A 15073-nucleotide genomic window follows, 5' to 3' on the forward strand; every position below is an offset into this window, starting at 1 on the left:
ACCACCCCGTCAGTAGCTGAACAGGAGGGACAGCTGATAGAAACAGAAGCCACTGGAGCACCTCAAAAACACCATCATACACTAAATCAGTAAGTTGGCAGCATCACCCACCCAACAAATAGCACAGACGCCAGGTCTGACGTTTCTCACGCAACCAGGAAAGAATAACTTCTCTTCTCGTAGACATAGAACTTCCTGTTTTAATTATTGATTATCCTTAATCATAAAAATAATGTATGCATTTATTAATTAAATACATATTACTAATATAAATAAATTTTGCTTGATTCATGCAAGCGGCATTAATACTATTTATACTAACGTCAATATACAACCCACCCAATCTATTTTATTAGAACATACATCGTGCCCACACTACGCTTCCCCTTCCATCTGGCGAATCATAATAAAGATGCTGCCATCAATATATTGATTATATTTATAAGCATAGGGTTGATTATTTTTAATGTGAATTATTTCCATACAACTATAGTTAAAAATGGACAGATCATTAATCAACCAACAAACGCATTTCAGTCTGAGTTCAGCCTTGCCGCTTTATGGCGTAACGAAAATCATGCTGGGGTAAAAGATGCAAATCCCGTGGCAGTTAATCAGGAAACACCTAAGCTCTCTATAGCGCTTAATGGCATTGTACTCACATCGAATGATGAGACTTCTTTTGTCTTAATTAATGAGGGGAGCGAACAAAAGCGATACTCCCTCAACGAAGCCCTTGAGTCAGCGCCGGGAACGTTTATTAGAAAAATAAATAAAACCAGCGTTGTGTTTGAAACTCACGGGCATTACGAAAAAGTAACTCTCCATCCAGGGCTACCTGACATCATCAAGCAGCCTGATTCAGAAAGTCAAAATGTACTCGCTGATTATATTATCGCCACGCCGATACGTGATGGAGAACAGATATACGGGCTTCGATTGAACCCTCGTAAGGGCCTCAATGCATTTACTACCAGCTTGCTACAACCAGGGGATATCGCCCTCAGGATCAATAATCTTTCGCTGACCCACCCTGATGAGGTTTCACAGGCATTAAGTTTACTGCTAACTCAACAAAGTGCTCAGTTTACAATTCGTCGCAACGGCGTACCCCGCTTGATAAATGTTTCCGTCGCGGAACTTACAGGAATGAATGGACAGCGTCATGAAAGGACTCAATAAAATCACCTGCTGCTTGCTGGCAGCACTACTCATGCCTTGTGCAGGGCACGCTGAGAACGAACAATACGGCGCTAACTTCAATAACGCCGATATCCGCCAGTTCGTGGAAATAGTGGGTCAGCATCTTGGCAAAACGATCCTGATCGACCCTTCGGTACAGGGAACCATTTCCGTACGCAGTAATGATACGTTTAGCCAACAGGAGTACTACCAGTTCTTTTTAAGTATTCTTGATCTTTACGGTTATTCCGTGATCACGCTGGACAATGGTTTTCTGAAAGTGGTGCGCTCAGCTAATGTAAAAACATCGCCAGGGATGATTGCTGACAGTTCTCGTCCAGGCGTAGGTGATGAGTTGGTCACCCGAATCGTACCGCTTGAGAACGTTCCTGCTCGTGACCTGGCTCCCCTGCTCCGCCAGATGATGGATGCGGGTAGCGTCGGTAATGTTGTGCATTATGAACCCTCCAACGTTCTTATTCTGACCGGTCGTGCCTCCACCATTAATAAACTGATTGAAGTCATAAAGCGCGTTGATGTCATCGGCACAGAGAAGCAGCAAATTATTCATCTGGAATATGCGTCAGCGGAAGATCTCGCCGAAATTTTGAATCAATTAATCAGCGAAAGCCACGGTAAAAGCCAGATGCCTGCCCTCCTTTCCGCGAAGATTGTGGCGGATAAGCGAACCAACTCTCTTATCATCAGCGGGCCGGAAAAAGCACGCCAGCGCATCACTTCATTACTGAAAAGCCTTGATGTAGAAGAGAGCGAGGAAGGAAATACTCGGGTTTATTACCTGAAATATGCTAAAGCCACGAATCTGGTGGAAGTGCTAACCGGTGTTTCCGAAAAGCTGAAAGATGAAAAAGGGAATGAGCGTAAGCCCTCCTCTTCTGGCGCGATGGATAACGTCGCCATTACCGCCGATGAACAGACTAACTCTCTGGTCATTACCGCTGACCAGTCCGTCCAGGAAAAACTCGCCACGGTAATTGCGCGTCTGGACATTCGCCGTGCACAGGTGCTGGTTGAGGCAATCATCGTTGAAGTTCAGGATGGAAATGGACTTAACCTCGGCGTGCAATGGGCGAATAAAAACGTTGGAGCACAGCAATTTACCAATACCGGATTACCGATTTTTAACGCTGCGCAAGGTGTGGCTGATTATAAAAAGAATGGTGGGATCACCAGCGCGAATCCTGCCTGGGATATGTTTAGCGCCTACAATGGCATGGCCGCAGGCTTTTTCAATGGCGACTGGGGCGTATTGTTGACTGCGCTGGCCAGTAACAATAAAAATGACATCCTCGCCACCCCGAGCATCGTAACGCTGGATAATAAACTCGCGTCCTTCAACGTTGGTCAGGATGTGCCGGTGCTATCTGGCTCTCAGACCACTTCTGGGGATAACGTCTTTAATACTGTCGAACGCAAAACGGTGGGCACAAAACTCAAAGTCACTCCGCAGGTCAATGAAGGCGACGCGGTACTGCTCGAAATAGAGCAGGAGGTTTCCAGCGTTGACTCTTCGTCTAATTCGACGCTCGGCCCGACATTTAACACCCGAACTATTCAAAATGCCGTGCTGGTCAAAACCGGTGAAACGGTGGTCCTGGGCGGATTGCTGGATGATTTTTCTAAAGAGCAAGTGTCAAAGGTTCCTCTGCTTGGCGATATTCCTTTAGTGGGGCAACTCTTCCGCTATACTTCGACCGAGCGCGCTAAACGCAACCTGATGGTATTTATCCGCCCAACGATTATCCGTGACGATGATGTTTATCGCTCACTGTCAAAAGAGAAATACACCCGCTACCGTCAGGAGCAACAACAGCGAATCGACGGGAAATCAAAAGCGCTGGTTGGCTCGGAAGATTTGCCGGTGCTGGATGAGAACACGTTCAACAGCCATACCCCTGCGCCCTCGGCACGGTAAGGCATTCTTATGAGAATTCACTCACCGTACCCCGCCAGTTGGGCGCTGGCACAACGAATTGGTTATCTCTATTCAGAGGGCGAGATTATTTATCTCGCCGATACGCCATTCGAACGGTTACTCGATATTCAACGTCAGGTTGGCCAGTGCCAGACCATGACCAGCTTGTCACAGGCTGATTTTGAAGCCCGGCTGGAAGCGGTGTTCCATCAGAATACCGGTGAGTCGCAACAGATTGCGCAGGATATCGATCAATCCGTCGATCTTCTCTCGCTTTCGGAAGAGATGCCCGCAAATGAAGATCTCCTGAATGAAGATTCAGCGGCACCGGTTATCCGCTTGATCAATGCGATTTTGAGTGAGGCCATCAAAGAAACCGCCTCCGATATCCACATTGAAACCTATGAAAAAACAATGTCGATCCGTTTTCGCATCGACGGCGTTTTGCGGACAATTTTACAGCCAAACAAAAAACTGGCGGCACTGCTTATCTCCCGAATTAAGGTCATGGCTCGTCTTGATATCGCCGAAAAACGTATTCCACAGGATGGACGTATTAGTTTGCGTATCGGGCGACGTAACATAGATGTCCGCGTATCCACACTGCCGTCCATCTATGGTGAACGCGCCGTGCTCCGTCTGCTGGATAAAAACAGCCTCCAGCTTTCATTGAACAACCTGGGGATGACGGCAGCGGATAAACAGGATTTAGAAAATCTCATCCAGCTTCCACACGGTATTATCCTGGTGACCGGACCGACAGGCTCCGGTAAAAGCACCACGCTCTACGCCATCCTTTCGGCGCTGAATACTCCCGGCCGCAATATTCTGACGGTAGAAGATCCCGTGGAATATGAGCTGGAAGGCATTGGGCAAACGCAGGTGAATACCCGTGTGGATATGTCTTTCGCTCGCGGCCTGCGCGCCATACTTCGCCAGGACCCGGATGTCGTCATGGTGGGGGAAATTCGTGATACAGAAACCGCGCAGATTGCGGTTCAGGCCTCGCTCACCGGCCATCTGGTACTCTCAACACTCCACACTAACAGTGCATCAGGCGCAGTGACCCGGCTCCGCGACATGGGCGTCGAATCATTCCTGCTTTCGTCTTCCCTGGCAGGGATTATCGCGCAACGTCTGGTTCGTCGCCTGTGTCCGCAATGCCGACAATTCACGCCCGTATCACCCCAACAAGCGCAGATGTTTAAATATCATCAGCTCGCGGTGACAACAATTGGCACTCCCGTAGGCTGCCCTCATTGCCATCAATCCGGCTATCAGGGGCGCATGGCGATCCACGAAATGATGGTGGTGACGCCGGAATTACGGGCCGCTATTCATGAAAATGTGGATGAACAAGCACTGGAGCGACTGGTCCGGCAACAACACAATGCCTTAATCAAAAATGGCCTGCAAAAAGTGATAAGCGGTGACACCTCCTGGGATGAGGTTATGCGCGTCGCCAGTGCCACGCTGGAGAACGAAGCATGAATTATCGCTATCGCGCCATGACCCAGGATGGTCAAAAATTGCAGGGGATCATTGATGCTAACGATGAACGTCAGGCACGACTGCGGCTGCGTGAAGAAGGGCTTTTCCTGCTGGATATTCGCCCCCAAAAAAGTTCGGGAGTAAAAACACGTCGCCCGAGGATCAGCCATAGTGAACTGACGCTTTTCACCCGGCAGTTGGCAACCTTAAGCGCAGCGGCATTACCTCTGGAAGAGAGCCTTGCCGTAATCGGTCAACAAAGCAGTAATAAACGACTGGCTGATGTGTTAAATCAGGTACGCAGCGCCATCCTTGAAGGGCATCCCCTTTCCGATGCGTTACAACATTTTCCCACGCTTTTCGATTCGCTCTACCGTACCCTGGTTAAAGCGGGCGAAAAGAGCGGGCTGCTGGCCCCGGTGTTGGAAAAACTGGCTGATTACAATGAAAATCGGCAGAAAATCCGCAGCAAACTCATTCAGTCGCTGATCTACCCCTGCATGCTGACTGCGGTGGCGATTGTGGTCGTGATTATTCTCCTCACTGCTGTCGTGCCCAAAATTACCGAACAGTTCGTGCATATGAAGCAGCAACTGCCGCTGAGTACACGCATTCTTTTAGGTCTGAGCGACACGTTGCAACATACCGGCCCGACATTACTAGCGACAGTGTTTATTGTCGCTGTAGGTTTCTGGCTCTGGTTAAAACGCGGCAATAACCGCCACCGTTTTCATGCCATGTTGCTGCGCGTTGCACTCATCGGCCCGCTGATTTGCGCCATTAACAGCGCACGCTATCTCCGCACTTTAAGTATTTTGCAATCCAGCGGCGTCCCTCTGCTGGATGGGATGAATTTGTCCACCGAAAGTCTCAGCAACCTCGAAATCCGCAAGCGTCTGGCAAATGCGGCAGAAAACGTTCGGCAGGGTAACAGCATTCATCTTTCGCTGGAACAAACGGCAATCTTCCCGCCGATGATGCTCTACATGGTGGCCTCTGGCGAAAAAAGCGGGCAGCTCGGCACGTTAATGGTCAGAGCAGCAGATAACCAGGAGACACTCCAACAAAATCGGATCGCCTTAACGCTCTCCATCTTCGAGCCAGCACTCATTATTACGATGGCACTGATCGTCCTGTTTATTGTCGTCTCGGTACTCCAACCTCTTCTTCAACTTAACTCAATGATTAATTAAGGAAAGTATATGCGCGCAACGGATAAGCAACGCGGTTTTACATTACTGGAAATTATGGTGGTGATCGTCATCATTGGCGTACTTGCCAGCCTGGTGGTTCCCAACCTGATGGGCAATAAAGAAAAGGCGGATAAACAAAAAGCCGTCAGCGATATTGTGGCGCTGGAAAACGCCCTGGATATGTACAAGCTCGACAATCATCGCTATCCAACCACAAATCAGGGACTTGAATCCTTAGTCGAAGCGCCGACACTGCCACCGCTGGCCGCAAACTATAACAAGGAAGGTTATATCAAGCGTCTGCCTGCCGCTCCCTGGGGCAATGATTATGTCCTCGTTAATCCTGGTGAACATGGTGCATACGATCTGCTTTCAGCAGGGCCCGATGGTGAAATGGGAACCGAGGACGACATCACCAACTGGGGTTTGAGCAAGAAGAAAAAGTAAGTCAGCGATGAATCAGCAACGCGGGTTTACCCTGCTGGAGATGATGCTGGTGCTGGCGCTGGTCGCTATCACGGCAAGTGTGGTGCTCTTCACATATGGTCGGGAGGATGCCGCCAACACTCGTGCGCGCGAAACAGCGGCGCGGTTTACCGCTGCACTTGAATTAGCCATCGACCGCGCTACGCTCAGTGGTCAGCCTGTCGGTATCCATTTCTCTGATTCAGCATGGCGCATTATGGTACCGGGCAAAACACCATCAGCCTGGCGCTGGGTTCCATTACAAGAAGATGCCGCAGACGAGAGCAAAAATGACTGGGATGAAGAACTCTCAATTCATCTTCAGCCATTTAAACCTGATGACAGCAACCAACCGCAGGTGGTGATTCTGGCCGACGGACAAATCACGCCCTTCTCTTTGTTGATGGCTAACGCAGGGACCGGTGAGCCGCTCCTGACGTTAGTCTGTTCAGGATCATGGCCCCTGGATCAAACGCTCGCCAGAGATACCCGCCCATGAACAAACAATCAGGGATGACACTGCTTGAAGTCTTACTGGCGATGAGTATTTTCGCCACTGTTGCGCTGGCTTTAATGAGCAGCATGCAAGGGCAACGAAATGCCATCGAGCGGATGCGTAATGAGACGCTGGCGCTGTGGATCGCAGATAACCAGCTTAAGTCGCAAGATACATTCAACGATGAAAACACGTCCAGTTCAGGCAAAGAGATAATTAATGGCGAAGAGTGGAACTGGCGCAGCGATGTCCATTCAAGCAAAGACGGCACGCTTCTGGAACGCACCATAACGGTGACGTTACCCAACGGTCAGAAAACCGCTCTGACTCGTTATCAGAGCATCCATGATAGATCCGGGCAGGCGCAAGATGATTAATCGCCAACAGGGTTTCACATTGCTGGAAGTCATGGCGGCACTGGCGATCTTCTCAATGCTTGGCGTGCTGGCGTTTATGGTTTTTTCGCAAGCGTCTACGCTACATCAACGCTCACAGAAAGAAATCCAGCAGTTCAATCAACTGCAACGCACCATCACCATTCTTGATAACGATCTCCTGCAACTGGTCGCTCGCCGAAATCGGAGTACGGATAAAATCATGGTGTTGGGTGAAGAGGCTATTTTTACCACGCAAAGTCGCGATCCGCAGGCCCCGCTCAATGAAGCGCAAACCTTACAAACGGTTCACTGGTATCTGCGAAATCATACGCTTTACCGTGCTGTTCGTACTTCTGTGGATGGCAGGAAGGATCAACCTGCCCAGGCGATGCTGGAACATGTCGAGAGCTTTCTTCTGGAAAGTAACAGCGGGGAAAGCAAAGAACATCCTCTCTCAGTCACGCTACATCTGAAGACTCAGCAATATGGGGCACTACAGCGTCGTTTTGCATTACCTGAGCAATTAGCAAGAGAAGAGTCGCCAGCCCAGACTCAGGCCGGGAATAATAACCATGAATAATGAACAACGCGGCGTCGCGCTGCTCATTGTATTGATGCTACTGGCGCTCATGGCTGCACTGGCAGCAGACATGACGAGCAGTTTTCACGGCCAGCTTCAGCGAACCCGCCAGGTAAACCATCATCTGCAACGGCAATATGATATTGAACTGGCGGAGAAACTTGCGCTTGCCAGCCTCACCCAGGACGTTAAAGATAACGACAGACAGACCACGTTGCAGCAGTACTGGGCACAGCCGCAACAGTTGCAGCTGGAAGATGGCAATACAGTGAAGTGGCAGTTACGCGATGCCCAGCACTGTTTTAATCTCAATGCGTTAGCAAAAATCTCTGACGATCCGCTGGCTTCCCCCGATTTCCCCGCCCAGGTATTCAGTGCGCTGCTGATTAACGCCGGTATCGATCGCGGAAACACCGATGAGATCGTGCAATCAATTGCTGACTATATTGATGTCGATGACTCACCACGCTTTCACGGCGCAGAAGATAACTTTTACCAAAGCCAGACGCCGCCCCGGCATAGTGCCAATCAGATGCTTTTTCTGACCGGCGAATTGCGTCAGATAAAAGGCATAACCGAAAACATCTATCAGCGGCTTATCCCGTATGTCTGCGTTCTCCCAACCACGGAACTTAGCATCAATCTTAATATGCTTACGGAGAACGATATTCCGCTCTTCAGAGCGTTATTCCTCAATAACATCACGGATGCTGACGCTCGGGTCTTATTACAAAAAAGGCCCAGGGAAGGCTGGCTAACCACGGATGCATTTCTTTACTGGGCGCAGCAGGATTTCTCCGGCGTGAAGCCTCTGGTAGCTCAGGTGAAAGGGCATCTCTTTCCCTATAGCCGCTATTTTACGCTGAGTACGGAAAGTATCAGCGACGAACAATCCCAAGGATGGCAAAGCCATATTTTCTTCAACCGTAAACAGCAGAGCGCCCAAATCTATCGGCGTACGCTGCAACTCTACTAATCATAAGGATCGTGATGCCTGAATCGTTGATGGTCATACGTTCTTCCTCGACGCTGCGTAAGCATTGGGAATGGATGACGTTCTCCGCAGATAGCGTATCTTCGGTACATACGCCCACGGACGATCTTCCGCTGGAGTCGCTGGCCGATCAGCCCGGTGCCGGAAATGTTCATCTTTTGATCCCACCAGAGGGCCTTTTATATCGTTCCCTCACGCTGCCCAACGCCAAATACAAACTCACCGCACAAACATTGCAATGGCTGGCAGAGGAGACGTTACCCGACAACACCCAGGACTGGCACTGGACGGTTGTCGATAAACAAAACGAAAGTGTCGAGGTGATAGGCATTCAGTCGGAGAAACTCAGTCGCTATCTTGAGCGTTTACATACTGCCGGACTCAACGTGACGCGGGTTTTGCCAGATGGCTGCTATCTTCCCTGGGAAGTAGATAGCTGGACTCTGGTTAACCAGCAAACAAGCTGGCTTATTCGCAGTGCCGCACATGCCTTCAATGAACTGGATGAACACTGGTTACAGCATCTTGCTGCCCAGTTTCCGCCTGAGAATATGCTTTGTTATGGTGTGGCACCTCACGGCGTTGCAGCGACCAATCCACTTATCCAGCATCCTGAAATACCATCACTGAGTTTGTATTCTGCCGATATTGCATTCCAGCGCTATGACATGCTGCATGGTGTTTTTCGTAAACAGAAAACTGTAAGCAAATCGGGAAAATGGCTCGCCCGCCTGGCAGTAAGCTGTCTCGTTCTCGCCATTCTTTCTTTTGTTGGCAGCCGGGGCATCGCGCTCTGGCAAACGCTTAAGATTGAAGATCAACTTCAGCATCAACAGCAAGAAACCTGGCAACGTTATTTCCCGCAGATCAAACGCACCCACAACTTTCGTTTTTACTTTAAGCAGCAACTCGCTCAGCAATATCCTGAAGCTGTGCCTTTGCTCTATCATTTACAAACACTTCTGCTGGAACACCCTGAACTGCAGTTAATGGAGGCGAACTATAGCCAGAAGCAAAAGTCGCTGACCTTAAAAATGAGTGCTAAGAGTGAAGCCAATATCGATCGTTTCTGTGAATTAACACAGTCCTGGCTTCCGATGCAAAAAACAGAAAAAGATCCGGTCAGTGGTGTATGGACAGTAAGGAGCTCAGGGAAATGATTAAATCATGGTGGGCAGAAAAATCCACATCGGAAAAACAGCTCGTTGCGGCGCTGGCGGTTCTCTCGCTCGGCGTTTTTTGTTGGCTTGGGGTGATAAAACCGATAGATACCTACATTGCAGAGCATCAGTCCCACGCGCAAAAAATTAAGAAGGACATCAAATGGATGCAGGATCAAGCGAGCACCCATGGTTTACTCGGTCATCCTGCGCTTACGCAGCCCATCAAAAATATCCTTCTCGAGGAAGCAAAACGTGAGAATTTGGCTATCACGCTGGAAAACGGTCCGGACAATACTCTGACAATTCATCCTGTCACAGCTCCCCTCGAAAACGTCTCCCGCTGGCTCACTACGGCACAGATTACATACGGTATTGTTATTGAAGACCTTCAGTTTACTCTTGCCGGAAACGAACAGATCACCCTCAAGCATTTGTCCTTCAGGGAGCAACCATAATGACAATGCTACTGCCGCTCTTCATTCTGGTTGGTTTTATTGCAGGTTATTTTGTTAATGCCATGGCCTATCACCTCTCGCCGTTGGAGGATAAAACGGCGTTAACGTTTCGCCAGGTATTGGTTCATTTCAGGCAAAAAAAATATGCCTGGCATGATACAGTGCCCCTGATACTTTGCGTTGCTGCTGCTATCGCCTGCGCCCTGGCACCTTTCACGCCCATCGTGACTGGCGCACTCTTTCTCTATTTCTGTTTCGCACTCACGCTCAGTGTTATTGATTTTCGCACTCAGCTCCTGCCCGACAAACTCACCTTACCGCTGCTCTGGCTTGGCTTGGTATTTAATGCGCAGTCTGGATTAATTGATTTACATGATGCGGTTTACGGCGCGGTAGCTGGCTATGGGGTGCTGTGGTGTGTTTACTGGGGCGTCTGGTTAGTTTGTCACAAAGAGGGATTGGGCTACGGTGATTTCAAGCTACTGGCCGCTGCAGGCGCGTGGTGTGGCTGGCAAACGTTGCCAATGATACTGCTAATTGCCTCACTGGGTGGCATTGGTTACGCCATCGTTTCACAACTTCTGCAACGCCGGACTATAACCACTATCGCATTCGGCCCGTGGCTTGCGCTCGGCAGCATGATAAACCTGGGGTATCTGGCCTGGATCTCGTATTAACCGGGAGGGTTCTCCCTCCCGACACGGCTCAACTTTCTTCGCGGATCTGTGCTTGCAGATAATTTTGCAGGCCCATCTTCTGAATCAGATCAAGTTCCGTTTCCAGCCAGTCGATATGGCCTTCTTCATCACGCAAAATTTCTATCATCATATCGCGGCTGACGTAATCATGAACGCTATCGGCATAACCAATTGCCTCACGCAAATTCTTCGCGCCATCCAGCTCAAGTGCCAGATCAGAACGCAGCATTTCCTCAACATCCTCACCAATGTTCAGTTTGCCCAGGTCCTGTAAATTTGGAAGACCTTCCAGAAAAAGAATGCGCTCAATATAACGATCGGCGTGTTTCATCTCATCAATGGATTCATGATACTCCACATCATTGAGACGTTTGAGACCCCAGTTTTTAAACATCCGGGCATGGAGAAAGTACTGATTGATTGCGACAAGCTCATTTCCCAACAGTTTGTTGAGATAATTTATAACCTTAGTATCACCTTTCATTTTTTGACTCCTTCGCTTCCACTCTTTGAAGCGTAGAACGGCTTACGAGTAAGTCAAAAAACACACTCCGTTTATGCGGACTCCTTAAACTCCGGCAACTGCATTAATTCATCCTCCATCACTTCACGCGCGGCCCGGACACATTTACCGCACTGATTGCCGACCGGAATAAATTTTTTTAATTGCTGGAACGAGTGAGGGGAAAACTGGCGCACAGCCTGACGAATTTTTTTATCGCTGATACCATTACAAAGACAAACGTACATAGAGACTCCCGTATACTTTCTTCAAAAATAAATGAAAATAGTTCTTATTTCAATTACGGAAAGACTCTTTTTTAAGCAAAGAATAGAAATATGAATAAAAATAATGGGCTACCAAAAGTAGCCCATTGACAAAAAATGCGGCGATACCGGAAGGTATCGCCAACACATTTATTGCTTAGTAAACGGCGCGAAGATTTCGCTAAATGCGTACTTCGGTGCCTGTTCTTTAGTCAGGCCGTGGAATTCCGGAGACAGGTTAGTGCCGCCTGGCAGGTCGCGCGCGATTGACCAGATACCAACCATACCGAGATTACGCTTCTGCGCATCCTGCATGACCAGACGAGCATCAGAGAGATAGAACACCTCGCCCTGAACGTCGTTCACGCCAACCATCGGCGTGGTACCCATCATAGCGTCAATTTCTGCATCGCTCTTATTGGGATGGAGGCCTTTCAATTGTGAATGCAGGTTGGCAATCGCAGACGTTGCACACTTACCGTGAATGTTCTGGCCTTCGGTATTTGCAGACTGACAAATCGCGTTACCGTAGTCCATTGTCATCACGTTCACACCCGCCAGCTCAACACCTTTCGCTTTGGCATCGCTCAGGACATTCATCCCTTCCGGCGTCAGGCCAGTCGGCAGAATTGGCAAGGTGTACCAGATAGCAATATCTTTGCCCTCTGACTTCCATTTATCCTGCACTTTCTTCACAGCAAGGTTACGACGTTCAATAGATGCCTGATCCGCAACCCAGGTGCCTTCGATATCGAAGTCCAGGACTCTGAGGTTCAGGTTATCAACGATGTCATAATAATGCTGCATCAGATCGTCTACGTTCTTACAGGAAGCAGCCAGCGGAGCGTTGTTAGCACCACCGATAGACAGCATCACATCGCCGCCAGCCTCACGCAGAGCTTTGATTTTGCTGTACTGAGCGTAATTCTGCATACCGTAAGCGGTACCCCATGTCGGCAGACAGGTGTTCGCATCTTTACTCACCACAAACGCCAGCGTGAAGTGGTTGACGTTATGATTCTTAGCCAGCGCAGCCAGATCCGGGATCGTATTCAGCGTAAAGTCAACATACGGTGCATAAACGTGTTTCGGCCACGCTTTCTTCGTGCGTACCTACACGTTCTTTGGTTCCGGTCCAGTCAACAAAAACACGCCACGGGTTGCTGTCAGAAGGAGAAACTTTCTGCACTTTACTCTGAGAAATGTAGTTCGCACCGTTAAAGCGAATCAGCGTATCGCTGGCATAAAGCGTTTCTGGATTAAACTGCGGCGCATTATTCAGCTCTTCGTTGCTATAGCTCTGAGCCTTACCTAACGGCTTCCACGGGCGGCTATTGCTACCGGTGGCGTTTTGGTTCGCAACCAGAGCAGGGTTGTCGCTTTGCGTCCAGAACAGCGCTTCATAAGCCTGCCCATCAACAACAACGCGATCACCTTTCACGTACACGGTGGAAGCGGACCATGCTTTCGCCGGTTCGTATTTCTTCCACGGGTTATCGCCGCCCGGGACAAAGCCCCATGCGTCTTGATCGACAGAGGTTTTATAATGTGCATCGTTATAATCTACGATGCTGTTCGCGCTGTACGCTTTGCTGGCCTGGAAACCATCCGCAACAATGACGCCGCCATTATCAATTTCACAGGTAGTTGGGTTACCGTACTGACTCATTTCCGCAGCGGTAGCTGTACGCACGAGACGCCATGGGTTATTGGAGTTTTCTGCACTAGTGCCACGTGGGCAATCTTCAGAACCAACCCACCAGGCATTCTGATAAACATTACCATTGAAGATAACATGGTAAATTTCGCTACCTTCCTGGCCACTCCACGCCTGCAGTGAGTAATCGTTACTGCTATCCGCTGGTGTTGATGGCTCGTTATTATCCGGAGTAGGAGTAACTGGAGTTACCGGTGTTTCCGGAGTTGGATCAACCGGAGTCACAGCACCGCTATTATTATCCGGCTTAACGGAACAGGAACCCGGATTACCATACTGGCTGATTTCTGTTGCCGTTGCCGCGCGAACATAACGCCATGGGTTGCTGGCATCGTTTTCTTTCGCATCGCCTGGGCAATTTGCCGCGCCTACCCACCAGGCGTTCTTATAAATGCCGCCGTTGTAGATAACGTACCATGTAGAAGAACCTTCCTGACCTTTCCAGGCTACGACAGCATAGTTGTCGTTTGACTTATCAGCTGGAGCTGGCTGAACATCAGGAGCCGGTTTAACGTCCGGTGCCGGTTTCACATCCGGCGCAGGCTGTGGTGCTGAAGTACAGGACTGTGGATTACTGGTTTCTGAGATTTCCGTTGCCGTAGCGGCACGAACATAACGCCATGGGTTGCTGGCATCATTGCCTTTCGCATCACCCGGGCAGTTAGAAGAGGCTACCCACCAGGCATTTTTATATACCGCACCATTAAAGACGACATACCAGGTCTGACCGCCCTGCTGTTTATTCCAGGCAACTACAGAAGAATTAGACGGAACAGTGCCCTGTGCTGGTGTAGCCGAACCGCCATTAGCCGGCGTATTGGATGCAGGCGTATTTGAATTTGAAGAAGATGAGCTGCCGCTCTTTTCGCAGGAAAGTGTATTGCCAAACTGACTAATTTCAGCAGCTGTCGCGGTACGCTTTAAACGCCATGGGTTAGTTGCATCATTTGCTTTTGCTTTTCCCGGGCAATTTGTAGAAGAAACCCACCAGGCATTTTCATAAATTTTGCCATCGAAAATAACCTGATATTTATTACCACCTTGTTGGTTATTCCATACTTCCATTGCCAATGCTGGCAGAGCGGAACACACCAGCCCCATACCAATCATAGATTTAGTAAATATATTTAATTTCATTATAATCCCTTGTGACGTAAAAACTGCAAAACAAAAGTCCTACGCAGGAATTATTTACGTTTTACGAGAACCCTTCAATATGAATTAAATTACGGCATTAAAAATAAGAAAAAAGCCTGACAAAAGAAGCATTTTAAAAACAGAAACATTCATATTTAAGATATTAAATTTAATTTATATTTTAAATATGAATAATTTATTCGTTCTGACAGTACGAATAAGATATGCAGTCAACAAATGCAAAAAGGGCGCCGAAGCGCCCTTTTTAATTCGAAACTAATTAACGTGTAATTAGCCCAGAACTTTAGCAACAACGCCCGCGCCAACGGTACGGCCGCCTTCACGGATTGCGAAACGCAGACCGTCGTCCATCGCGATCGGGTGGATCAGGGTAACAACCATTTTGATGTTGTCGCCCGGC

The 15073-nt window shown here is 48.9% G+C and carries 15 protein-coding genes and 3 pseudogenes; 12 read left to right on the top strand and 6 right to left on the bottom strand.

From position 1 onward, the window contains the following. Positions 1-53, bottom strand: a 53-nt coding sequence (locus ACJHWT_RS23990) for an IS1 family transposase (protein WP_129692851.1), incomplete at its 3' end; no start/stop codon positions are given. 56 nt (positions 54-109) lie between these two features. Continuing rightward, positions 110-187 (bottom strand): annotated as a pseudogene (locus ACJHWT_RS23995) (ATP-binding protein); the annotation flags it as partial. A 179-nt stretch (positions 188-366) separates the two neighbouring features. Between ACJHWT_RS23995 and gspC the strand changes: the two are divergent. The 12 genes from gspC to gspO are packed head-to-tail and all read left to right on the top strand — an operon-like array spanning position 367 to position 11009. After that, entirely contained in the window at positions 367-1182 is an 816-nt protein-coding gene (gene gspC, locus ACJHWT_RS24000) for a type II secretion system protein GspC (RefSeq protein WP_001142702.1), read from the top strand. Further along, the gene (gspD, locus tag ACJHWT_RS24005) at positions 1166-3118 is read left to right on the top strand and encodes a type II secretion system secretin GspD (protein WP_001562179.1); all 1953 of its coding nucleotides are present in this window, start codon (positions 1166-1168) and stop codon (positions 3116-3118) included. Before gspC ends, gspD begins: the two co-directional genes overlap by 17 nt. A 9-nt stretch (positions 3119-3127) precedes the next feature. Beyond that, positions 3128-4609: a type II secretion system ATPase GspE gene (gene gspE, locus ACJHWT_RS24010; RefSeq protein WP_001219896.1), complete on the top strand. Its 1482-nt coding sequence runs from the start codon at positions 3128-3130 to the stop codon at positions 4607-4609. After that, positions 4606-5802, top strand: coding sequence for a type II secretion system inner membrane protein GspF (gene gspF, locus ACJHWT_RS24015; protein WP_001109559.1), 1197 nt, complete (start codon positions 4606-4608; stop codon positions 5800-5802). Before gspE ends, gspF begins: the two co-directional genes overlap by 4 nt. A gap of 9 nt (positions 5803-5811) precedes the next feature. Continuing rightward, positions 5812-6249, top strand: coding sequence for a type II secretion system major pseudopilin GspG (gene gspG / locus ACJHWT_RS24020; protein WP_065203498.1), 438 nt, complete (start codon positions 5812-5814; stop codon positions 6247-6249). Between the two features lie 7 nt (positions 6250-6256). Continuing rightward, a complete protein-coding gene (gene gspH / locus ACJHWT_RS24025; protein WP_001076031.1) occupies positions 6257-6766 on the top strand; it encodes a type II secretion system minor pseudopilin GspH in 510 nt (169 codons plus the stop codon). Continuing rightward, positions 6763-7140, top strand: a complete 378-nt coding sequence (gene gspI, locus ACJHWT_RS24030) for a type II secretion system minor pseudopilin GspI (RefSeq protein ID WP_001041738.1) — start codon at positions 6763-6765, stop codon at positions 7138-7140. Before gspH ends, gspI begins: the two co-directional genes overlap by 4 nt. Beyond that, positions 7133-7720: a type II secretion system minor pseudopilin GspJ gene (gene gspJ / locus ACJHWT_RS24035; protein ID WP_000610629.1), complete on the top strand. Its 588-nt coding sequence runs from the start codon at positions 7133-7135 to the stop codon at positions 7718-7720. Before gspI ends, gspJ begins: the two co-directional genes overlap by 8 nt. Beyond that, positions 7713-8696: a type II secretion system minor pseudopilin GspK gene (gene gspK, locus ACJHWT_RS24040; RefSeq protein WP_001058528.1), complete on the top strand. Its 984-nt coding sequence runs from the start codon at positions 7713-7715 to the stop codon at positions 8694-8696. The genes gspJ and gspK overlap by 8 nt, the downstream gene beginning before the upstream one ends. A gap of 14 nt (positions 8697-8710) precedes the next feature. Continuing rightward, positions 8711-9874 (top strand): type II secretion system protein GspL, encoded by a 1164-nt coding sequence (gspL, locus tag ACJHWT_RS24045; protein ID WP_001115245.1) that lies wholly within the window; start codon positions 8711-8713, stop codon positions 9872-9874. Beyond that, on the top strand, positions 9871-10332 hold the full coding sequence (gene gspM / locus ACJHWT_RS24050) for a type II secretion system protein GspM (RefSeq protein WP_000597914.1): 462 nt from the start codon (positions 9871-9873) through the stop codon (positions 10330-10332). Before gspL ends, gspM begins: the two co-directional genes overlap by 4 nt. After that, positions 10332-11009, top strand: a complete 678-nt coding sequence (gene gspO, locus ACJHWT_RS24055) for a prepilin peptidase GspO (protein ID WP_000178169.1) — start codon at positions 10332-10334, stop codon at positions 11007-11009. The genes gspM and gspO overlap by 1 nt, the downstream gene beginning before the upstream one ends. A gap of 28 nt (positions 11010-11037) precedes the next feature. Here gspO and bfr read toward each other — a convergent pair whose 3' ends face one another. The 4 genes and pseudogenes from bfr to tuf form a co-directional block, all read right to left on the bottom strand. After that, a complete protein-coding gene (bfr, locus tag ACJHWT_RS24060) occupies positions 11038-11514 on the bottom strand; it encodes a bacterioferritin (protein WP_000675505.1) in 477 nt (158 codons plus the stop codon). A gap of 71 nt (positions 11515-11585) precedes the next feature. Beyond that, complete coding sequence (gene bfd, locus ACJHWT_RS24065; RefSeq protein ID WP_000289085.1) at positions 11586-11780, bottom strand: bacterioferritin-associated ferredoxin; 195 nt, start codon at positions 11778-11780, stop codon at positions 11586-11588. Between the two features lie 168 nt (positions 11781-11948). Further along, positions 11949-14652, bottom strand: a pseudogene (gene chiA, locus ACJHWT_RS24070) (bifunctional chitinase/lysozyme). Between the two features lie 291 nt (positions 14653-14943). Beyond that, positions 14944-15073: pseudogene (gene tuf, locus ACJHWT_RS24075) on the bottom strand (elongation factor Tu); the annotation flags it as partial.

The sequence above is a fragment of the Escherichia sp. WS338 genome (genome assembly GCF_046486405.1).
In the GTDB taxonomy this organism is placed as follows: Bacteria; Pseudomonadota; Gammaproteobacteria; order Enterobacterales; family Enterobacteriaceae; genus Escherichia; species Escherichia coli.

Bases quoted from the DNA above. Each gene is read 5' to 3' on its own strand.
- gspD (WP_001562179.1), top strand. From the start codon at position 1,166: ATGAAAGGACTCAATAAAATCACCTGCTGCTTGCTGGCAGCACTACTC.
- gspE (WP_001219896.1), top strand. From the start codon at position 3,128: ATGAGAATTCACTCACCGTACCCCGCCAGTTGGGCGCTGGCACAACGA.
- gspF (WP_001109559.1), top strand. From the start codon at position 4,606: ATGAATTATCGCTATCGCGCCATGACCCAGGATGGTCAAAAATTGCAG.
- gspG (WP_065203498.1), top strand. From the start codon at position 5,812: ATGCGCGCAACGGATAAGCAACGCGGTTTTACATTACTGGAAATTATG.
- gspH (WP_001076031.1), top strand. From the start codon at position 6,257: ATGAATCAGCAACGCGGGTTTACCCTGCTGGAGATGATGCTGGTGCTG.
- gspI (WP_001041738.1), top strand. From the start codon at position 6,763: ATGAACAAACAATCAGGGATGACACTGCTTGAAGTCTTACTGGCGATG.
- gspJ (WP_000610629.1), top strand. From the start codon at position 7,133: ATGATTAATCGCCAACAGGGTTTCACATTGCTGGAAGTCATGGCGGCA.
- gspK (WP_001058528.1), top strand. From the start codon at position 7,713: ATGAATAATGAACAACGCGGCGTCGCGCTGCTCATTGTATTGATGCTA.
- gspL (WP_001115245.1), top strand. From the start codon at position 8,711: ATGCCTGAATCGTTGATGGTCATACGTTCTTCCTCGACGCTGCGTAAG.
- gspM (WP_000597914.1), top strand. From the start codon at position 9,871: ATGATTAAATCATGGTGGGCAGAAAAATCCACATCGGAAAAACAGCTC.
- gspO (WP_000178169.1), top strand. From the start codon at position 10,332: ATGACAATGCTACTGCCGCTCTTCATTCTGGTTGGTTTTATTGCAGGT.
- bfr (WP_000675505.1), bottom strand. From the start codon at position 11,514: ATGAAAGGTGATACTAAGGTTATAAATTATCTCAACAAACTGTTGGGA.
- bfd (WP_000289085.1), bottom strand. From the start codon at position 11,780: ATGTACGTTTGTCTTTGTAATGGTATCAGCGATAAAAAAATTCGTCAG.